The following is a 20756-nucleotide window of genomic DNA, read 5'->3' as shown; positions in this document are numbered from 1 at the left end:
ACATGAACAGAGTATTCGTGAGTCACCCCCGGCACATGCTGGATCATTATTTCGGCGCGCGCGCGGCGGCGGCGCTCGCGAAGTTCGCCGACGTCACGTACAACGCCGAAGATCGGGAGCTGACGCCGGCGGAACTCGCCGGCGCCGCGCGCGACGCCGATGTCATCATCGCGTACCGGCAGACGCCCGCGCCGCGCGCGTTGTTCGAAGCGCTGCCGAAGCTGGCCGCCTTCGTGCGTTGCGCGGTGGATATCCGCACGATCGATGTCGACGCCGCGAGCGAACTGGGCGTGCTCGTCACGCAGGCGAGCGCGGGCTTCGTGCCGGCCGTGTCGGAGTGGGTGATCGGCGTGATGCTCGATCTCGCGCGCGGAACGACCGCGTATGCGCAGGCGTATCACCGCCACGAAGCCCCCGCTCAGAAGATGGGCCGCGAGTTGCGCGGCAGCACGTTCGGCGTGATCGGCTATGGGCAGATATCGCGCTACCTGTGCGATCTCGCCTTGGCATTCGGCATGCGCGTCATCGTGTCCGATCCTTACGTCACGATCGACGATGCGCGCGTGCATCAGGCCGGCTTGGAGGATCTGCTCGGCGAGGCCGACTTCGTCGCATGCCTCGCGCCCGCCACGCCGCAGACCACGAACCTCATGAACGCGCGCGCCTTCGCGGCGATGAAGCCCGGCGCGTACTTCATCAACGCGGCGCGCGGCGAACTCGTCGACGATGCCGCGCTGCTCGCCGCGCTGGAGCGCGGTCATCTCGCAGGATGCGCGCTCGATGTGGGCCGCGCGGCAGACCAGATGCCCTCGCCTTCGCTGGCGGCCCATTCGCGCGTGATCGCGACGCCGCACATCGGCGGGCTGACGCCGGGCGCCATCGAGCACCAATCGATGGAAACGATCGCGCAAACCGAGGCGCTGTTTCAAGGCCGCACGCCCGTCGGTGCCGTGAATGCGGCGCACGCATACCGCCTCTCGAACTTCGCCATGCAGGCGGCCGCGCAATGATTGCTCCGATCGATTTCGAAGGCGCGTGCGACTGCCACATCCACGTGTATGAGGAAGGCTATCCGCTGGCGGCGAGCGCGACGTTCACGCCGCCTCCGGCGCCTGCATCGGCATATCGGGAGGTGCAGCGCGCGCTCGGCTTCTCGCGCGCGATCGTCGTGCAGCCGACGGGGTACGGCTTCGACAACCGCTGCACGCTCGCGGCCATCGCGCGGCTCGGCGACGGTGCGCGCGGCATCGCGGTCGTGCCGCCCGATGTCGGCGACGGGGAACTGCAGCGCCTGCACGATGCCGGCATACGTGGCGTGCGATTCATGATGCTTCCGGGCGGCTTGCTGCCGTGGGACGCGCTCACGGATATGTCGGCGCGCATCGCACCGATGGGCTGGAACATCAACCTCCAGTTCGACGCGCACACCCTGCCGCATCATGAAGCGAGGCTCGCGAGCCTGCCGTCGAAGCTCGTCATCGATCATCTCGGCAAGTTTCTCGCGCCGGTCACGCCGCAAAGCGAAGGGTTCGCGTCATTGTGCCGCCTGCTCGACGGGCCGCGTTGCTGGATCAAGCTGTCCGCGCCATACGAAAGTTCGCGCGACGGCGCGCCTGATTTCGACGACGTGTCGTGGCTCGTGCGCACGCTTTCGACACGATTTCCCGAGCGCGGCGTGTGGGCATCGAATTGGCCGCACCCCAACGTGCGGCCCGTGCCCGACGACGCCCGCATGCTCGACTGGGCGATGCGGCTCGTGAAAAGCGACGAGATTCGCCGCAAGATACTCGTCGACAATCCGGTTGAGTTGTACGGGTTTTAGGCGCGGCTGAAACCGCGGTGCCGGCCGGCTGGCCCGGCTCCCAAGCCGGAAAGCCGCGCCGGAGCCGAGAGGCCGAAGCCAGGGCCGCAGCGGCCGTTCGGATGACGCCATCGCGGCGACGTCGAGCCGCGGCTCCGGCCGGCTCCTTGCGCGTCGCAACGGTCCTTCGAGGTTCCCCGAACGAGCATCGGAATCCGGCGCGCGCTCGAAACGAAGGCCGGAGTCATCCGGATCGAGGTATAGGCCGCGCGATCCGGCCAGCACCGCTAGACGGTCGCCATGATCAGACGCACCGGCGCAGCGCCGATGCGAAGTCCATCGGCGCGGTTCGTGAGATAGCGTCGGTTCAGTTCGTCCGGCGTCCAGGCGCGGATGCTGCCGAAGCCCAGCGTGGTCAGCATCCGCGCCAGCGCAGCCGGTTCGAAGAAGCTCTTCCACGGCTCGCCGCGTTCGGCGAATTGCGCCGTCAACTGCTCCATCGCGATGCGCATCATCGGAGGCAGGCTGGACAGAGGCATCGCATATTCGAACAGCACTGCGCTGCCTTTGGCGCAGCCGGCGATGAAGCGCAAGGTCTCGATGATCGCCGCCTCGTCGAGATACATCGTCACGCCGAGCCAGCTGAAAACGGCGGGCGCGCTTGCATCGAAACCGGCACGCGCCAAGCCCTCGGCGAGGCTGACCGTCTCGAAGTCCACCGGCACGAAATGTAGCGACGGCGGCTCGGCAATGCCGGCCTCGCGCAGGCGCGTGCGCTTCCACCGCTGCGTCGCCGGCAGGTCGACCTCGAAGATACGGCCCGGCGCGTCGGGACGCCTGTACGCGCTGGTGTCGAGCCCCGCGCCGAGGACGACGTACTGGCGCACGCCGCGCTCGATGGCCTCGGCCCACGCGTCGTCGGCGAGCCGGCTGCGCACGATCACCGAACTGCGCATCCCCAACGATGCCGGATTGCGGAACCTGTCGAGATCGTCGCGCAGCGCCTGCCCCTGCGCGGCGCCGAGGATGGCCAGCGCGACCGGATCGTCGAGCACCAGCGGCCGGTCGAGCAGCTGGTGCGCCGCGCGCTGCTTCGCCACCATCAGGGCGCTCGGCTTGGGCCCGGCGTCGCCCGGCGCGATGTCGTGGCCGACGATATGCGCCTTGTGCAGATAGGCCAGCAGGGCGTCGTCGAAGCCGCCCCCGAGTTGCAGGTCCGGCTCGCGCATCAACGCATCGCGCACATGCGCCTCCAGGACCTCGTCGTCACCGCAAAAGCTCTCGCGAAAGAGCTGCTGCCAGCGCTTCACGATCTCCTGCACCGGCGCGGCGCCGGCATCGACGCCCGCCTCCATGTGCGCCCTCAGCTCGGCCACCAGCGCCAGCCATGCGTGCATGTTCGTGTCCGCGAGCTGGCGACGCCGGACCTCTTCGGTCTGCGCCGGGCTCAGGTACTTGGCGAACAGGGTGCAGCGCGCGTGCGCGAAAGCCTCGCCGACCCACGTCAACATCGCCGCCGTGATGCCGACGAGGTGCTGAGCGCGCGGCTCGCCGAGCTGTATCCTCATCAGCTTGGTGGCGAGCGCCGGGTCATTGCGGGTCATTCGGATCATCAGCCGGATCCAGCGCCAGGCCAGCGCCTGGGCCGCGTCGCTTTCGGCCGGCAGCGCTTGCCGCATCGCGCCGCGGACCTCGTCGACGAGTTCGACCCACGCCGGGTCCATCGGCGCGACCGTATCCGGCCCGGATGCAAGCAGCGTGTCGAGTTCGTCGTCGTCAAGGTGTTTTTGGTACATGTTCATCAGCTCCAGCGTGTTCAGCCAGTCGACCGCCGCGGTCTCGCTGCCGGCGGCCACCATGTCGACGAGGTGTCGCAAGTGGCGGCTCAGGCGCTGCGCCCGCGACGCCTGTGCGTCAAGCTCCGCGATCTGGCGCCGCAGGATCTGCAGCGGCCCACCGGCGAGTTGGCCATCCAGGCTGGCCTTGATGTCCGGAAGTGAATACCCGAACCGTTTCAGCGCCTCGATGCGATGCAGCCGGATGAGATCGTCTCGCCCATACAGGCGCGCGCCACCCTCGGTGCGCTGTGACGGCGATAGCAAACCGATTGCGTCATAGTGATGCAGCGCTCTAACGCTCAGTCCCACGGTCTTCGCCAGTTCGCCGATTTTCAGTCGCATTGCCTTCCCAGTCGTCGGTGCCAACGATAGAACATCACGTAGCGTCAGGTGCAAGGGAAACCGGCACGCTCGTAAGCGCGCTCGTCGTACCCGAGTTCAGGACCGTCATACTACAGATCATGCCGCGCGAGTCCGCCGCCGGATTTCGCGGTCATCGAACGACCCAGGACGGCCGGCGGCAATCGGACGCCGGCACGGCCCCATGACATGACAATAAGGCACGGGCGAACCCGCGCGCGGACTCGAATGCAAGCGCCATCGCGATTGAATTCGACGCGCCAGACCCGCGCCCGCCGCCCGCCGCCGCGCATCCGCGTCTAGATCAACCGCCGCCGCTCGAGCTCCTCCGCCAGCGCCTGCACGCTCACGAACTTGCACGCCAGCAACCCGGCACTCGCCGCGCCCTCGACATTCGCATCGGCGTCGTCGATGAACAGCGTCTCTTGCGCCGTCACGCCGAGCCATCCGACGCATCCGAGATACGCCTGCGCATCCGGCTTCGCCGCGCCGAACGTCGCCGACGGATATACGTGCGCGCCGAACACGCGCGCGACAGGCGGATTCAGATAGTCGATGTAATCGGTGACCAGCCGGCAGTTGTTCGTCAGCACCGCGATCCGGCTGCGCCGCGCGACGCGCTCGGCCAGCGCGACGACGTCCAGGTTCGGCGTGATCGACGCCCGGCGCGCGATCAGCCAGTCGTCGCGGCTCACCGGCGCGCCGAGCAGCGCGGCCAGCTCGCTCAGGTATTGGTCGACGCCGATGAGCCCCGCGTCGGCGCGCGCTTCGAGGCCCGACTCCCAGATCGCACGGCGCACCGCGTCGGGCGGCCGCCCCGTCAGGTCGGCGAGGCGTGCGGTGCGCGCGGCGCGGTCGTACGCCGACAGCACGCCCTCCATGTCGAACAGCACCAGCTTGATCGGCGGCGTCATGCGGTCGGCCTCGCGTCGTGGGTCCGGAAGCGCCGAGCCGCCAGCGGGCGGCGGGCTCCGGACAGCGGAAAACTTCTATTCTGGCCGCCCGTGCGCGGTTTCGCCAAAACCCGCCCCCAAGGGTTATCCCGAATGCCCACCCGATCTCCAAGTTGTATGATGACCATATCACATGACAAAACTTTCGCCATGTTCGAAAAAATCCCGACCCGGGCGATGAGCGACACGGTCGCCCAGCAGCTTCTGAAGCAGATCGAGATCGGCAGCTTCGCCGGCACCGGCAAGCTGCCGACCGAAGCGGTGCTCGCGCAGGAGTTCGGCGTGAGCCGCACGGTGATCCGCGAGGCGATCTCGCGCCTGAAGAACGAGGGCGTCGTCGAGCCGCGCCAGGGCAGCGGCGTCTACATCGCGCAGCACGCGGCGATCCGGCCGCTGCGGATCGATTACGCGGAGGCGGTCGAGGCGAGCGCGCTGCCGCACCTGCTCGCGGTGCGCCGCGCGATCGAGGCCGAAGTGGCCGCCGAAGCCGCGCTCCATCGCACCGACGAGGACATGGAGGACATCGACGCCGCGCTCGCGAAGATCGACGACGCGGTGGCCGAAGGCCGCGACGGCGTCGCGGAGGACGTGGCGTTCCACCGGATGATCGCGAGCGTCACCGGCAATCCGTATTTCCTGAAGACGCTCAGCTTCCTGAATCAGTACCTCGAGGCTGGCGTGAAGGTCACGCGCGGCAACGAGGCCACCCGCGAGGACTTCTCGCGGCAGGTGCGCGAGGAGCATGCGGCGATCGCCGACGCGATCCGCGCGCGCGATCCGTCCGCCGCCCGCAACGCGGCCCGCGCGCACATGTACAACGCGGCGCGCCGTCTCGCCGAAGCCGGCATTTGCTGATCCGATCCGCGCGCGGCCGCACGGCGCGCGCGGATCGCCTCCCGAACGAATCGACAGGAAGGTTTTGACCATGTCACGGAATGTTGGCGTCATCGGACTGGGCGCGATGGGCCTGGGCGTCGCGCGCTCGCTGTTGCGCGCGGGCTTTCGCGTGCACGCATGCGACGTGCGCGAGCACGTGCTCGCCGCCTTCGCCGCCGAAGGCGGCGTGCGCTGCGCGACGCCCGCCGAGCTCGGCGCGCGGTGCGACGTCGTGATCACGCTCGTCGTCAACGCGGAGCAAACCGATGCGGTGCTGTTCGGCGAGCGCGGAGCCGCGGCCGCGATGCCGCGCGGCGGCGTCGTGATCTCGAGCGCGACGGTCGCGCCGGAGTTCGCGATCCAGCTCGGCGCGCGGCTCGCGGCGGCCGGCCTGCTGATGCTCGACGCGCCCGTGTCGGGCGGCGCCGCGCGCGCGGCGGCGGGCGAGATGACGATGATGACGTCGGGCCCCGCCGCCGCGTACGAGGCGTGCGATGACGTGCTCGCCGCGATCGCGGGCAAGGTCTACCGGCTCGGCGACGCGCACGGCGCGGGCTCGAAGGTGAAGATCATCAATCAGTTGCTCGCGGGCGTGCACATCGCGGCGGCGGCCGAGGCGATGGCGCTCGGGCTGCGCGAAGGCGTCGACCCCGACGCGCTGTACGACGTGATCACGCACAGCGCCGGCAATTCGTGGATGTTCGAGAACCGCGTGCCGCACATCCTGAACGGCGACTACACGCCGCTGTCGGCCGTCGACATCTTCGTGAAGGATCTCGGCCTCGTGCTCGACACCGCGCGCCGCACCACATTCCCGCTGCCGCTGTCGGCCGCCGCGCACCAGATGTTCATGAGCGCGTCGAGCGCGGGCCACGGCGGCGAGGACGACTCGGCCGTCATCAAGACCTTCCCCGGCATCGCACTGCCGGCGCGCCGCTGATTTCCCGGAGATCTCCGCCGCCATGAGCACCGATCAAGCCTTTCGCCCCCTGCTCGGCTGCATCGCCGACGATTTCACCGGCGCGACCGATCTCGCGAACATGCTCGTCAAGAGCGGCATGCGCACCGTGCAGACGATCGGCGTGCCGGCCGCCGGCGCGCCCGTGCAAGCCGATGCGATCGTCGTCGCGCTGAAGTCGCGCACGATTGCCGCCGCCGATGCGGTCGCGCAATCGCTCGCCGCGCTCGAGTGGCTTCGCGCGCAGGGCTGCCGCCAGTTCTTCTTCAAATACTGCTCGACCTTCGATTCGACCGACGCGGGCAACATCGGCCCCGTCGCCGACGCATTGCTCGACGCGCTGGGCGGCGAGCACGCGTTCACGATCGCGTGCCCCGCGTTTCCTGAAAACGGCCGCACCGTGTATCGCGGCCATCTGTTCGTCGGCGATGCGCTGCTCAGCGAATCGGGGATGGAAAACCATCCGCTCACGCCGATGAAGGATGCGAACCTCGTGCGCGTGCTGCAGCGGCAGACGCGCTCGAAGGTCGGCCTGATCCGCCACGACGCGATCGCGCTCGGCACGTCCGCCGTGCGCGAGACGATCGACACGCTGCGCCGCGAAGGCGTGCGGATTGCGATCGCGGACGCGCTGACCGACCTCGATCTGTACGTGCTCGGCGAGGCGTGCGCGGACCTGCCCCTCATCACGGGCGGCTCCGGCGTCGCGCTCGGGCTGCCGTCGAACTTCCGGCTCGGCGCTCTGTTGCCCGAGCGCGGCGACGCGGCCGCGCTGCCCGCGATCGAAGGCGCGTCGGCGGTGCTCGCCGGCAGCGCTTCGAAGGCGACCAACGCGCAGGTCGCGGCGTGGCGCGCCGCGCGCCCGGCGTTCCGGATCGATCCGCTCGCGGCCGCGCGCGGCGAGCCTGTCGTCGAACAGGCGCTCGCGTTCGCGCGCCTGCATCTGCCGCAGCCGGTGCTGATCTACGCGACGGCCGCGCCCGACGAAGTGAAGCAGGTGCAGCAGGCGCTCGGCGTCGAAGCCGCCGGCCATCTCGTCGAGGCGACGCTTGCCGCGATCGCACGCGGACTGCGCGAGCTCGGCGTGCGCAAGTTCGTCGTCGCGGGCGGCGAAACGTCCGGCGCGGTCGTGCAGGCGCTCGGCGTGAAGGCGCTGCGGATCGGCGCGCAGATCGACCCCGGCGTGCCCGCCGCCGCGACGACCGAAGGAAGCCCCGGTGGAGCGACCGAAGGAAGCCCCCGCGAAACGCCCCGCGCGCAGCCGCTCGGCCTCGCGCTGAAGTCCGGCAACTTCGGCTCGATCGACTTCTTCGAGAAGGCGCTGCGCGCGCTGGAGGGCGCCGCATGAGCACCGTCGAGACGAAACTGCGCGACGAGATCTGCGAGATCGGCGCGAGCCTCTACGCGCGCGGCCACGCGGCCGGCAGCGCGGGCAACATCAGCGCGAAGCTCGACGACGGCTGGCTCATCACGCCGACCGATGCGTGCCTTGGCCGGCTCGACCCGGCCGACATCGCGAAGGTCGATCTCGCGGGCCACGCGGTATCGGGCGGCAAGCCGTCGAAGACGCTCGCGCTGCATCGCGGGATCTACGCGCGCAACGCCGAAGCGCGCGGCATCGTCCACACGCACTCGACGCACCTCGTCGCGCTCACGCTCGCGGGCGTCTGGAGCGAGGCCGACGTGCTGCCGCCGATCACGCCGTACTACGTGATGAAGGTCGGCCACATTCCGCTCATTCGCTATCGCCGGCCGGGCGACCCGGCGGTGGCCGCCGAAGTCGCGGCGCTCGCCGATCGCGTGCGCGGCGTGCTGCTCGAGCGGCTCGGCCCCGTCGTCTGGGGCCCGTCGGTCGCGCACGCATCGTACGCGCTCGAGGAACTCGAGGAGACCGCGCGTCTCTGGCTGATCACGCATCCGAAACCCGAGCCGCTCGGCGAGTCCGCGCTGGCCGAATTGCGCGACGCGTTCGGCGCGCGCTGGTAACGCAGTCCTGCCCGCCGTGTGCGCGGGCCCATTCACCAGCACACGACAAAGCGCACGGCCGCGCGCAAGCGGCCGGCGTCGACAACTCATGGAGACAGCGGAAATGATTCCCAGCCAAGCAGCCGCGGCCCGGCCGCTCGAGGCGGCCGGACAGGCCGAGCTCGACCTCACGTACAAGAAAGTGTTCTGGCGCATCGTGCCGTTCCTGATGCTCTGCTACGTGGTCGCATACCTGGACCGCGTGAACGTCGGCTTCGCGAAGCTGCAGATGTCGCAGGATCTCGCGTTCAGCGAGACGGTGTTCGGCCTCGGCGCGGGCATCTTCTTCCTTGGCTATTTCCTGTTCGAGCTGCCGAGCAACATGCTGATGCACCGGCTCGGCGCGCGCATCTGGATCGCCCGGATCATGATCACGTGGGGCCTGCTGTCCGCGCTGTTCGCGTTCGTGAAAACGCCGACGCAGTTCTACGTGCTGCGCTTCCTGCTCGGCCTCGCGGAAGCGGGCTTCTATCCGGGCGTGATCCTGTACCTCACGTACTGGTTCCCGACGCATCGCCGCGCGAAGATCATCGCGGTGTTCATGTCGGCGATTCCGGTCTCCGGCATCTTCGGCAATCCGCTGTCCGGCTGGATCATCGAGCGGTTCCACGGCGGCTCGGGCTTTCACGGCTGGCAATGGATGTTCGTGATCGAGGCGGTGCCCGCGATCGCGATCGGCATCGCGACGATCCTCTATCTCGACAACGACATCCGCGGCGCGAAGTGGCTCACCGAGCGCGAGAAGAGACTCCTGACCGACGAGATCGAAGCGCAGCCGCACGAGCGCGACAGGCACGCGCATTCGCTCGCGAGCGTGCTGCGCGATCCGCGCATGTGGTGGATGTCGCTGATCTATTTCACGTTCGTCACCGGCCAGTACGGGCTCACGTTCTGGATGCCGACGCTCGTCAAATCGACGGGCATCACCGATACGCTGCAGATCGGCCTGCTGAGCGCGATTCCGTTCGCGTTCGCGATCGTCGCGATGAACCTGTTCGGCCACAGCGCGGACAAGCGTCGCGAGCGCCGCTGGCACCTGATCGTGCCCGCGCTGATGGGCGCCGTCGGCTTCTCGGTGGCCGCCGCGTATTCGCACGACACCGCCGTGTCGGTCGTGTTCCTGTCGATCGCCGCGGGCGGCGTGCTGACCTGCGCGCCGCTCTTCTGGTCGCTGCCCACCGCGTTCCTCGCGGGCACGGGCGCGGCGGCCGGCATCGCGATCATCAACTCGATCGGCAACCTCGCCGGCTTCGCGAGCCCCTATCTGATCGGCTATCTGAAGGACGCGACGAACAGCACGTCGGCCGGCATGCACGTGCTCGCCGCGATGCTCGTGATCGGCTCGATCGCGGTGTGGCTCACACCGGCGAAGCTCGTCAACCGATAATCGATCTCGGGCGGGACGCCGCGTGCCGGAATGCGCCCGCCCTCGCCCTTCAACCTCCGGCCCTGGAACCGACGCCATGCCACGCTTCGCCGCCAACCTCACGATGATGTACAACGAGCACGCGTTTCTCGACCGCTTCGCCGCCGCGGCACGCGACGGCTTCAAGGCGGTCGAGTACCTGTTCCCGTACGACTTCCCCGCCGCCGAGCTGAAGTCGCGCCTGGACGCGCACGGCCTCGTGCAGGCGCTCTTCAACGCGCCGCCCGGCGACTGGGCGGCGGGCGAGCGCGGGATCGCGTCGCTGCCGGGCCGCGAGGACGAATTCAGGCGCGCGATCGACACCGCGCTCGACTACGCGCGCGTGATCGGCAACGACAAGCTCCACGTGATGGCGGGCCTGATCGCGCCGGCGCAGGATCGCGCGCGGCATCGCGACGTGTATCTGCGCAACCTCGCGCACGCGGCCGAAGCGGCGCGCGCGCAGAACGTGACGATCGTCATCGAGCCGATCAACCCGCGCGACATGCCGGGCTTCTTCCTGAACCGCCAGGACGACGCACAGGCGATCTGCCGCGAAGTCGGCGCGCCGAACCTGTTGGTGCAGTTCGACTGCTATCACTGCCAGATCGTCGAAGGCGACCTGGCGATGAAATTGAAGCGCGACATCGCGGGCATCGGCCACATCCAGATCGCGGGCGTGCCGGAGCGTCACGAACCGGACGTCGGCGAAATCCACTATCCGTACCTGTTCGAGCTGATCGACGCGCTCGGCTACGACGGCTGGATCGGCTGCGAGTATCGGCCGAAGGCCGGCACCTCCGAGGGCCTCGGCTGGCTCGCGCCGTACCTGTCATCTCCCGCATTCTCACGAGGCACATTGCGATGAAGGTTCTCATCACTGGCGGCGCCGGCTTTCTCGGCCAGCGTCTCGCGAAACGGCTGCTCGCGCGCGGCGAGCTCGCCGGCCCGAACGGCGCGCCCGAGCGCATCGACGAGCTCGTGCTGCTCGACGTCGTGAAGGGCCATGACTTCGGCGATCCGCGCGTGACGGCGATCGTCGGCGACATCGCCGATCGCGCGGTGCTCGACGCCGCGATCGACGCGCGCACGCACGCGGTCTTCCATCTCGCGGCGATCGTCAGCGGCCAGGCGGAAGCCGATTTCGACCTCGGGATGCGGATCAACCTCGATGCGTCGCGGCTGTTGCTCGATGTGTGCCGCGCGCGCGGCCACCGGCCGCGCGTCGTGTTCACGAGCTCCGTCGCGGTGTACGGCGGCGCGCTGCCCGAGCTCGTGCGGGACGACACCGCGCTCAATCCGCAATCGTCGTACGGCGCGCAGAAGGCGATCGCCGAGCTGCTGCTGTGCGATTACGCGCGCCGCGGCTTCGTCGACGGCCGCGTGCTGCGGCTGCCGACGATCAGCGTGCGGCCGGGCCGGCCGAACGCGGCGGCTTCGTCGTTCGCGAGCGGGATCATCCGCGAGTCGCTGAACGGCGAGGAAGCGGTGTGCCCGGTGCCAGGCGACACGCGGCTGTGGCTGCTGTCGCCGCGCCGCGCGATCGACGCGCTCGTCGCCGGCTGCGAGCTCGACGGCGCGTTGCTCGGCAACCGGCGCACGATCAACCTGCCGGGGATCTCGGTGACGGTCGACGAGATGATCGACGCGCTGCGCGAGGTCGCCGGCATCGAAGCGGTGAAGCTGATCCGGCGTGCCGAGGACGCGCGCGTCGTGAAGATCGTCGGCAGTTGGCCGGGGCGCTGGGACACGTCGCGCGCCGAGGCGCTCGGCCTGAGCGGCGACGCGAGCTTCGCCGAAGTGATTCGCGGCTACATCGAGGACGATCGGCAATAAGCCGCCGCTCGCCGCCGGCCGACGCCAAGCCGCGATGCCCGCCCGCGCCGCTCCCCGGGCGCTACAGCCGTACGGCCGCCCCGGACGCCCCGGACGACAACCGGCGCGGCACGGCCGGCGCAATGACAAGACGAAGCGCCGCGGCGCCCGGCGAGCGCTTCCGCCAGCCTGTCCTGCTGCATCCGCGCGACACGGGCCGCCGATGCATGCGCAACCGGCCGCATTTGCGACTATGGTTATAAGAACCCGGTCCTCGATTTCGCGCCCGCGTGCCGCCGGACGCGCGAACGAGCGGCCGAACGACCGGCCGCGCGCACGACGCATCGGCCCGACGAACGGTTGGGATATGGCTGCCCTCTACGATTTCGGCGCGCGCAAGCTGCGCGCCCTTTACGACCGACGGCTGCACTGCGGCGCCGTGCTGGACACGGCCGCGCTGTTCCCGGACGCCGCGCATTTCACGCGCGCGTGGCGTGCGATCCGCAGCGAGGCGCTCGCCGTGTCGCGCGACCTGAGCCGGATTCCACGCTTCCACGAAATCATGCGCGAGCAGGCGGCGATCTCGGCGAACGACGCGCGCGACTGGCGGATGTTCATCATGCAGGCGTACGGCGTGCGCTTCGCGCAGAACATCGAACGTTGCCCGACGCTCGCGTCGATCGTCGCGGCGTCGCCCGACGTGCTGTCCGCGTCGTTCTCGTTCCTCGCGCCCGGCAAGCACATCCCGCCGCATCGCGGGCCGTTTCGCGGCATTCTGCGCGGCTATCTGGTGCTGTCGATGCCGGTGCGCGAGAACGGCACGCCGGCCGCCGTGCTGAGGATCGACGGCCGCGACCACCGGCTGCGCGAAGGCCAGTTCCTGCTCTGGGACGACACGTTCGAGCATGAGGTCTGGAACGAGAGCGGCGACGTGCGGATCGTGCTGCTGCTCGACATCCGCCGCCGCGATCTGCCGCCCGCGCTCGCGCTGCTGTCGGGCGCGCTGATCCGGCTCGTGCGCGTCGCGATCCGGCTGCGCGGCGGCGCGATTCCGGTCTAGGGCCGCAATTCACGCGAATGACGGGCTTGCTGACGGGGGCTTGCGGGAGGGCTTGCACCGGCCGTGCGCTCAAAGGCGTCGGCAACGCGCGCCGCCGCCCGCTTCGCTTCCCGCGCGCGCGCTTCGCATCGCACGGACGCGTCGCGCCGCGTCGCCACTAACATCAAGGCATCGCCCGCTGCCGGCCACCTTTCCGCACTCCGTCATGATCCGAATCTGCAGCGACATCGTCAGCGCCCCGCTCGCGACGAACCTCCCGGCCGCGCTCGGCGACGAGCGGCGGCCGTTCGCAATCCACGCCGACGTCCGGCAACAATTGCACAAATTGCTGCGGCATGCGACGCACGACGCCGGCGAGCCCGATTCGCGGCAACTGTCGCCGCGATGGCTACTGCAATCGCCGCAATTGCCGTTGCGGCTCGCGACAACGACGCCACCGGCCGATGCCGACGATCCGCCGCCGCTCGCCGATGCGCCGGACGATGTGCCGGACGACGCCCCGCCCGCGCGCTGCGTTGCGTCGCCGGACCCGTCGATGGCGCGCTTCGCGACGCAGATGCCGAACGAATCGACGAAACGCCCGCCCGGCGACAACCGCACCGCGCAGCAAATCATCGACGACAATCCGCTCCTCAAGCATCTGGGCAACCAGAGCGGAATCCGCGACAAGCTGAACCAGTTCGTCGGCGGCGACATGTACAACAATCCCGATCAGGCGTACAAGGCCGCGGCGCTGCTCACGTACGTGAAGAGCTCGAAGAACCGCGAAGGCGGCGAGCGGCCGGACAGCGTCGTCGGCGACGGCAAGATCGACGGGTTCACGAAGGACGGCGACGCACGGCACGGCACCGAAGCGGGCCTGTTGCAGGACGTCGTGGGCAGCGGCGGCTGGCAGCATCTGCGCGCAACCGGGCACCAGCTCGACCAGACGAGCGACACGCACGTGCGGCTCGACGGCACCAACAAGGACAACCTCCAATGGGGCTTCGAGCAGGCCGGCAAGTACATCGGCGCGGTGTTCAAGGGCATCGGCAAGGCGGTCGTCGACATCGTCACGAAGGGCCGCTTCAATCCGGTGTCGGCCGTGCTGAGCGTCGTCAAGAACGTCGGCACGTCGGTCGCGAAGCAGGCGGTCGAAGACAGCAATCTGTCGCCCGACGCGAAGCAGACGGCGAACAAGGTGTTCGGCGCGCTCGATTTCTTCTGATCCCGCGGCGGCGTAAAGGCGCCGCACGCGCCCGATCGCTCGCCGCCCGGCGGCAGTCGCGCGAAGATCGCCGCCTTCGCCGACGGCGGCTTCGACAGGACCGCGACGGGGCGCGAACAACACGTGAGCGCGAGCGCGAACGCAGCGACGAAGCGCCTCGATGAAACACCACGCCGAACCGGCTCGGCGCAACGGCGCATGCCGAAGCCGGTTCGGCGGCGCGGCGCGCGGCGCGGGCGACACGCCCGCACCGTACGACGCGTGCGGACGTTACTGAATGCCGAGGTAGTGCTTGACGGCGGGCAACCCCGGCTTGCCGTCGAACGTCGTCACGCCGGCCAGCCACTTGTCGAGCGACTGCGGATTCGCCTTCAGCCACTCGGCCGCCGCCTTGTTCGGGTCCTCCTTGTTCATGATCGGCAGCATCACGTGATTCTCGATCGACGTCGAGAACTGCAGGTTCGACACGAACTTCGCGACGTTCGGACAGCGCGCCGCGTAATCGGGCGGCGTCGCGGTCAGCACCTTCGCCTCGCCGTAGTTCGGGCCGAACACGTCGTCGCCGCCGCTCAGATAGTCGATCTTCATCTGCACGTTCATCGGATGCGGTTCCCAGCCGAGGAACACGATCCACTGCTTGTCGCGAATCGCGCGGTTCACCTCGACGAGCATCCCCGCCTCGCTCGATTCGACGAGCTTGAACTTGCCGAGGCCGAACTGGTTGGCGTCGATCATCTTCTTGATGAGCGCGTTGCCGTCGTTGCCGGGCTCGATCCCGTAGATCTTGCCGTTGAGCTTGTCCGCGTACTTCTGGATGTCGGCGAACGACTTCAGGCCGCCCTGATACACGTAATCGGGCACGGCGAGCGTGTACTTCGCGCCCGTCAGGTTCGGCGTGGCGAGCACCTTGATCGTGCCCGCCTTCGTGAACGGCGCGATCATCGGGTCCATCGTCGGCGACCAGTAGCCGAGAAACACGTCGATCTGCTTGCTCTTGATCCCCGCGAACGTGATCGGCACCGAAGCGATCGTCTTCGTCGGCGCGTAGCCGAGCCCGGCGAGCATCGTCGACGCGAGCCCCGTGGTCGCGGCGATGTCGGTCCAGCCGACGTCCGCAAAGCGCACCGCCTTGCAGGTCGGCGGATCGCCCGCCTGGGCGCTCGCGAACGGCGCGGCCGCGATGGCGAGCCCACAGGCCGCCGCGATCAGATTTCGCTTCATCGTGCTTCTCCTCATCAACAAAGATGTCGTCAACATGGGATCGGTTCGTGGCTGGCACGCGCGCCGCGACCCCGGCGGCCGCGCGTTTGTAGCGACGCGCTCAGCGCGCCGACACGCGCCGCTCGTGGCTCGGCGCATGGCCGAACTGCGCGCGGTACGCCTTGCTGAAATGGCACGGCGAGTGAAAGCCGCAGATCGTCGTCACGTGCGCGATCGATGCGTCGGTCGTGCGCAGCAGATCGCGCGCGCGCTTCAGGCGCAGCGTCAGGTAGTAGTGCGTCGGCGACACGTTCAGATAGATCTTGAACATCCGCTGCAGATGCCGCTGCGACAGCCGCACGAGCCGCGCGAGCTCCTCGAGCGACAGCGGCTCCTCGATGTTCGCCTCCATCAGCCGCACCACCTCGATCAGCTCCGCGCGCGAGAAACCGACGCGCGCGTCGACCGGGATCGGCTGCGGATCGGTCGCGCCGCGGATGCGCTCGAGAATGAACTGCTCGGACACCTGCGCGGCGAGCGGCTGCCCGAGCCGCGCGCCGACGAGGTTCAGCATCAGGTCGAGCGGCGCGGTGCCGCCGGTGCAGGTGAGCCTGTCGCGATCGACGACGAACAGCTCGTCGGCGAAACGCACCTGCGGAAACTCCGCGTGCAGCGCGGACAGGTTCTCCCAGTGCACCGCGCACCGGTAGCCGTCGAGCAGCCCGCACGCCATCAGCGCATACGCGCCCGTGCAGATGCCGCCGAGCGGCACGTCGCGCGCGGCGAGCGCGCCGAGCGCGTCGCGCACCCGCTCGTCCGCCGCCTCGCGAATCCGGATGCCGCCGCAGACGATCACCACGTCGGGCGGATCGCCGACGTCGAGCGGCTGCGTCGGCCGCACCGCGATCCCGTTGCTCGCGCGCACGGGCGCGCCGTCGAGCGAGAAGATCGACCAGCGGTAATGGTCCGCGCGCGCGACGTAGTTCGCCATGCGCAGCACCTCGACCGCGCTCGTGAACGCGATCATCGAGAAATTCGGCAACGTCAGGAACCCGAAATGCTCGACCGAGGAAACCGGCCTGGCGCAGGCGGCAGGGGCGGCAGCGGCGGCGGACGTCACATCGTTCTCCAGCGAACGGGTTGCACGAAGCCGCTCCGGCGGCGGGCGGGCCCGCCGGAGACGGCCGGATCGGCGAAACGGAAAAAACCGAGGAAGCGAGCGAAGGCGGAAAACGTCAGGCCTGCGCGACCGACGAGCGCGAGCGCGGGCCGAACAGTTGCCGGAACCCCGAGAAGAGCGGCGCCTTCGCCGTGCCCGGCGCGCGGCCGAAACTCTCGGTGATGCGATCGAGGATGATCGCGAGCAGCACGACCGACAGGCCGCTTTCGAAGCCGAGGCCGATGTCGAGGCGCTGGATGCTCGCGAGCACGTCGTTGCCGAGGCCGCCCGCGCCGACCATCGACGCGATGATCACCATCGACAGCGCCATCATGATCGTCTGGTTCACGCCCTGCATGATCGACGGCAGCGCATTCGGAAACTGCACCTTGTACAGCAGTTGCCACGGCGTGCAGCCGAACGCCTGCCCCGCCTCGACGATCTCGCGGTTCACGTGGCGGATGCCGAGGCTCGTCAGGCGCACGGCGGGCGGCATCGCGAAGATCACCGTCGACAGGATGCCCGGCACGCGGCCGAGGCCGAACAGCATCGCGGCCGGAATCAGGTAGACGAACGCGGGCATCGTCTGCATCAGGTCGAGGATCGGCCGCACGATCGCCGCGACCCACTTGCTCTTCGCGGCCCAGATGCCGAGCGGAATGCCGAGCACGAGGCTCACGATCGTCGACGACAGCGTAAGGCCGAGCGTGACGACCGTCTGATCCCAGAAGCCCGTCGCGAAGATCAGGAACAGCGACGCGGCGGTGAAGATCGCGAAACGCCAGCCGACGCGCCAGAGCCCGACGCCGATGAAGATCGCCATCATCAGCCACATCGGCACGGCTTGCAGACTGTGCTCGACGAGCGCCGCGAGCCCTTCGATGGCGCGCCCGATCGCATCGAACGTCTTCGCGTCGTGGTCGAGCAGATAGTGAACCGACTGGTCGACCCAGCTACCGAGCGGAATGAGTTCAGACATGGGAACCTCGCGAACGCGTGATGGCTTTCAGAAGCACGGCCCGATCGACCGAGCCGCAGTAACAGCCGTCGTCGTCGACGACGGGCAGCGCGTGCGGATGCGCGACGCATCGCTCGACGACGTGATCGAGCGTCGCGTCGCGCGGAATGCTCTCGACCTGGCGCACCTTCGGCGGCGCGCCGTTCAGCGCGTCGCGCGTGACGAAGCCGCGGATCTTGCGCGCCTCGTCGAGCACGAACGCATATTCGGCGCTGCCGTTCAGCGACGCGGCCACGTGCGTCGCATCGAGCTTCGACACGGTCGGCACGGCGCCCGTGAGCATCAGGTCGCCCGCGGTCAGGTAGCGGCTCGTGTCGATGCCTTCGAAGAACGCGCGCACATAGTCGTCGGCGGGGTTCGCGATGATTTCCTGCGGCGTGCCGACCTGCACGAGCCGGCCGCCCTCCATGATCGCGATCCGGCTGCCGATGCGCAGCGCCTCCTCGAGATCGTGCGACACGAACATGATCGTGCGGCGCTGCTCCTTCTGGAGCTGCAGCAGCACGTTCTGCATTTCCTTGCGCTTTAACGGATCGAGCGCGGAGAACGCCTCGTCCATGATCATCAGCGACGGGTTCACCGCGAGCGCGCGCGCGAGGCCGACGCGCTGCTGCATGCCGCCCGACAGCTCGGCGGGCAGCTTGTGCGCGAACGGCGCGAGGCCCACCTGCTCGAGCACGTCCATCGCGCGCCGCTCGCGGTCCTTGCGGCCCATGCCGGCCACTTCGAGGCCGAACGCGGCGTTCGACAGCACCGTGCGCTGCGGCATCAGCGCGAACGACTGGAACACCATGCTCATGTCGGTGCGGCGTAGCGCGGTCAACTCCGCGCGGCGCACCGCGGCGACGTCGCGCCCGTCGATCATCACCTTGCCCGCGCTCGGCTCGACGAGCCGGTTGACGAGCCGGATCAGCGTCGACTTGCCGGAGCCGGACAGGCCCATCAGCACGAAAATCTCGCCCTCCCGCACGTCGAACGATACGTTGTGCACGCCGACCACCTGGCCCGTGCGCGCGAACACTTCATCCTTCGTCGCGCCTGCGGCGAGCATGTCCAGCGCTTGCCGCGGATTGCTTCCAAACACCTTGCACAGACCATCGACCACGACCTTCGGTGCATCCATTGCAACGTCTCCTCGTTGAGCGGGGAAATACGCCGTCACAGCGTGCCTACATGGTTGCCAGAAAAAACCCCGTGCAGCCGACGAATTGCGACAAACGCTTGCGCAAATACGACACGTCGATACAAGTGCTGCGAACGACCGTTTCGAAGCGCTGGCAAAAGGCCCCGCAGATCCGCATGACGCGCCGCAGCGCACGCGGAGCGGCCGTGACGGACGCGCCGCGCGGCCACGCGCGCCCATGCGCCGCGCGGGATCGCTCGCACCGGGTTTGCGCGACGCCGCATCGCGGGCCTTGACGCGCGGCCCGCCTGCTCGGCGTTCGGCTTTGAGTCGTCGGACATTTGTCGTTTTTTGCCGGACGCGGCGACGCGGCGGCAATCGGCGCGCGCGGGATTTCCGCAGACCTAATCGCGGGCATGCGCAGCGATGCGCGCCTTGCTCGCCGGAATCGGCGACGCAGCCGGGACGCAGGCCCCGCTTCGTCTTCGATGACGATCGACCATCGTCGTCGACTTCGGAACGCTCGGCGGCAACGCGCCGAACGCGTCCGGCGCGCGGCTTGGCGGACGCAGGCATCTCGCCGCGCGCACGCTCGATCGCGCGAACGAAAAAAAGCCCCGCCGACATTCCGACCGGCGGGGCCAACCCATGTCAGAGAAGTTTCATGGAGGAGACGGAAGCGATCATATGGGCCGGGCGGCCGCATCCCAACCAAGCATTTCTGCTATCCAATTGCATTGCGCGCGAAGCCGCGCGAGCGGCCGACGGGTATATCGATAGAACGAAAAGTCGTTTCCCGCGCGCCGATCGGATCGCTAACATGCAACGCTCGGCCTGCACCCGCCAGGCGCCGCACCCTCATGGAGCGCACTTTGACCGCATTCGATCAACACCGCCGACCATTCATCGTCGGCATCGGCGGCACGACCCGCGCGGCTTCGTCGACCGAGCGCGCACTCGGCTTCGCGCTGCGCGGCGCGCAGGCCGCGGGCGCCCGCACCCGCCTGTTCGACGGCCCGTTCCTGCATACGCTGCCGCACTACGCGCCCGAATGCCGCGCGCTCACCGACGCGCAGCGCGAGCTGATCGACGCGGTGCGCGCGGCCGACGCGATCGTCATCGCGACGCCCGGCTACCACGGCGGCGTGTCCGGTCTCGTGAAGAACGCGCTCGATACGCTCGAGGAACTGCGCGCCGACGAGCGCCCGTATCTCGACGGGCGCGCGGTCGGCTGCATCGTCACCGCATACGGCTGGCAGGCGGCGGGCACCGTGCTGACGTCGCTGCGCGCGATCGTCCACGCGCTGCGCGGCTGGCCGACGCCGTTCGGCGCGGCGGTCAACACGCTCGAAACCCGTTTCGAGACATTCGACGGCTGCTCGGATTCGAAGGTCGCCGCGCAACTCGAAACCGTCGGCGCGCAGGCCGCTGAATTCGCGCTCGCGTTCGCGTCGCACCGAGCGGCAACTCGCGTCACGAACGGCAACGCGCTCGCGCCTGCGCTGGAAGCGGCGACGAACTGAAGAGCGCACGCCGGCCCCGCCCGCGAAGACGGCGACAACGGACCGGCGGAGCGGACCTGCAAGGCGAACGAGCGGCGATGCCCCGCGGCCTGCTCGAAGCCCTTGCCGCCACGTTTCGCCCAAGCGCGTCGGAGCCCGCTGCGGCCGGCGCGCCCGGCGTCATGCGAAACGCCTCGGCCATCCGGAGAAGGCCGCCGTCGCGCATCCGGAATTCCGGCGAATCAATCGAGCGCCCCGATGGTCGCCGTCATTGCCTCGGCGATTCAACCGAGCGGCCGATCCGAGAAGGACGTTCGCTTCCGCAGACCGCAATTCGCAAACGCGCCGGCGCCCGCTCCGGAAGCGAAATACCGTGAGCCATACGCTCTCGCATGCAAGCCCCGTGAGCACAGGACGCGTGAAGGGCTCGCACCACTCTTCTCGATCATCAACCGC

General features: G+C 68.9%; 17 protein-coding genes and 1 pseudogene. 12 read left to right on the top strand and 6 right to left on the bottom strand.

Features of this window, described 5'->3' with window-relative positions; all coding sequences use genetic code 11:
* Positions 1-2 precede the first annotated feature (2 nt).
* Positions 3-1010, top strand: coding sequence for a hydroxyacid dehydrogenase (locus tag BTH_RS05105; protein WP_011401096.1), 1008 nt, complete (start codon positions 3-5; stop codon positions 1008-1010).
* Positions 1007-1822: an amidohydrolase family protein gene (locus BTH_RS05100; RefSeq protein WP_009896414.1), complete on the top strand. Its 816-nt coding sequence runs from the start codon at positions 1007-1009 to the stop codon at positions 1820-1822. Before BTH_RS05105 ends, BTH_RS05100 begins: the two co-directional genes overlap by 4 nt.
* Positions 1823-2088: 266 nt before the next feature.
* On the opposite strand, the gene BTH_RS05095 is transcribed toward BTH_RS05100, so the two are convergent.
* Positions 2089-3981 carry an SAM-dependent methyltransferase gene (locus BTH_RS05095; RefSeq protein ID WP_009896413.1) on the bottom strand — a complete coding sequence of 631 codons (1893 nt, stop codon included), beginning with the start codon at positions 3979-3981 and terminating at the stop codon, positions 2089-2091.
* A gap of 317 nt (positions 3982-4298) precedes the next feature.
* The gene (locus BTH_RS05090; protein WP_009896411.1) at positions 4299-4913 is read right to left on the bottom strand and encodes an HAD family hydrolase; all 615 of its coding nucleotides are present in this window, start codon (positions 4911-4913) and stop codon (positions 4299-4301) included.
* A 189-nt stretch (positions 4914-5102) separates the two neighbouring features.
* Between BTH_RS05090 and BTH_RS05085 the strand changes: the two genes are divergently transcribed.
* From BTH_RS05085 to BTH_RS05045, 9 genes are all read left to right on the top strand, one after another.
* On the top strand, positions 5103-5807 hold the full coding sequence (locus BTH_RS05085) for a FadR/GntR family transcriptional regulator (protein ID WP_009896409.1): 705 nt from the start codon (positions 5103-5105) through the stop codon (positions 5805-5807).
* 70 nt (positions 5808-5877) lie between these two features.
* Entirely contained in the window at positions 5878-6768 is an 891-nt protein-coding gene (gene ltnD / locus BTH_RS05080) for an L-threonate dehydrogenase (protein ID WP_009896407.1), read from the top strand.
* Between the two features lie 22 nt (positions 6769-6790).
* Positions 6791-8134 carry a 3-oxo-tetronate kinase gene (otnK, locus tag BTH_RS05075; RefSeq protein ID WP_009896406.1) on the top strand — a complete coding sequence of 448 codons (1344 nt, stop codon included), beginning with the start codon at positions 6791-6793 and terminating at the stop codon, positions 8132-8134.
* On the top strand, positions 8131-8772 hold the full coding sequence (locus tag BTH_RS05070) for an aldolase (RefSeq protein ID WP_009896405.1): 642 nt from the start codon (positions 8131-8133) through the stop codon (positions 8770-8772). The genes otnK and BTH_RS05070 overlap by 4 nt, the downstream gene beginning before the upstream one ends.
* 103 nt (positions 8773-8875) lie before the next feature.
* Positions 8876-10198, top strand: a complete 1323-nt coding sequence (locus BTH_RS05065; RefSeq protein WP_009896404.1) for an MFS transporter — start codon at positions 8876-8878, stop codon at positions 10196-10198.
* Positions 10199-10274: 76 nt separating this feature from the next.
* Positions 10275-11084 carry a 2-oxo-tetronate isomerase gene (otnI, locus tag BTH_RS05060; RefSeq protein WP_009896402.1) on the top strand — a complete coding sequence of 270 codons (810 nt, stop codon included), beginning with the start codon at positions 10275-10277 and terminating at the stop codon, positions 11082-11084.
* Positions 11081-12052: a D-erythronate dehydrogenase gene (denD, locus tag BTH_RS05055; RefSeq protein WP_009896400.1), complete on the top strand. Its 972-nt coding sequence runs from the start codon at positions 11081-11083 to the stop codon at positions 12050-12052. The genes otnI and denD overlap by 4 nt, the downstream gene beginning before the upstream one ends.
* 346 nt (positions 12053-12398) lie before the next feature.
* The gene (locus tag BTH_RS05050; protein ID WP_009896398.1) at positions 12399-13091 is read left to right on the top strand and encodes an aspartyl/asparaginyl beta-hydroxylase domain-containing protein; all 693 of its coding nucleotides are present in this window, start codon (positions 12399-12401) and stop codon (positions 13089-13091) included.
* A gap of 205 nt (positions 13092-13296) precedes the next feature.
* Positions 13297-14298 carry a hypothetical protein gene (locus BTH_RS05045; RefSeq protein ID WP_009896395.1) on the top strand — a complete coding sequence of 334 codons (1002 nt, stop codon included), beginning with the start codon at positions 13297-13299 and terminating at the stop codon, positions 14296-14298.
* Between the two features lie 270 nt (positions 14299-14568).
* Here BTH_RS05045 and BTH_RS05040 read toward each other — a convergent pair whose 3' ends face one another.
* The 4 genes and pseudogenes from BTH_RS05040 to BTH_RS05025 form a co-directional block, all read right to left on the bottom strand.
* Positions 14569-15519 (bottom strand): choline ABC transporter substrate-binding protein, encoded by a 951-nt coding sequence (locus BTH_RS05040; protein WP_009896393.1) that lies wholly within the window; start codon positions 15517-15519, stop codon positions 14569-14571.
* Between the two features lie 100 nt (positions 15520-15619).
* Positions 15620-16618, bottom strand: a complete 999-nt coding sequence (locus tag BTH_RS05035) for a GlxA family transcriptional regulator (RefSeq protein ID WP_009896391.1) — start codon at positions 16616-16618, stop codon at positions 15620-15622.
* Positions 16619-16733: 115 nt separating this feature from the next.
* Positions 16734-17636, bottom strand: a complete 903-nt coding sequence (gene choW, locus BTH_RS05030; RefSeq protein ID WP_009896389.1) for a choline ABC transporter permease subunit — start codon at positions 17634-17636, stop codon at positions 16734-16736.
* Positions 17629-19258: pseudogene (locus BTH_RS05025) on the bottom strand (glycine betaine/L-proline ABC transporter ATP-binding protein). The gene choW and the pseudogene BTH_RS05025 overlap by 8 nt, the downstream one beginning before the upstream one ends.
* Before the next feature lie 400 nt (positions 19259-19658).
* On the opposite strand from BTH_RS05025, the gene BTH_RS05015 reads away from it, so the two are divergent.
* Entirely contained in the window at positions 19659-20321 is a 663-nt protein-coding gene (locus BTH_RS05015; protein ID WP_009896383.1) for an NADPH-dependent FMN reductase, read from the top strand.
* Positions 20322-20756: the final 435 nt, after the last annotated feature.

It is taken from the genome of Burkholderia thailandensis E264 (assembly GCF_000012365.1).
GTDB classification, from domain to species: domain Bacteria; phylum Pseudomonadota; class Gammaproteobacteria; order Burkholderiales; family Burkholderiaceae; genus Burkholderia; species Burkholderia thailandensis.
Note: the sequence above shows the minus strand (reverse complement) of the source record. Positions and strands in the feature narration are given on the sequence as shown.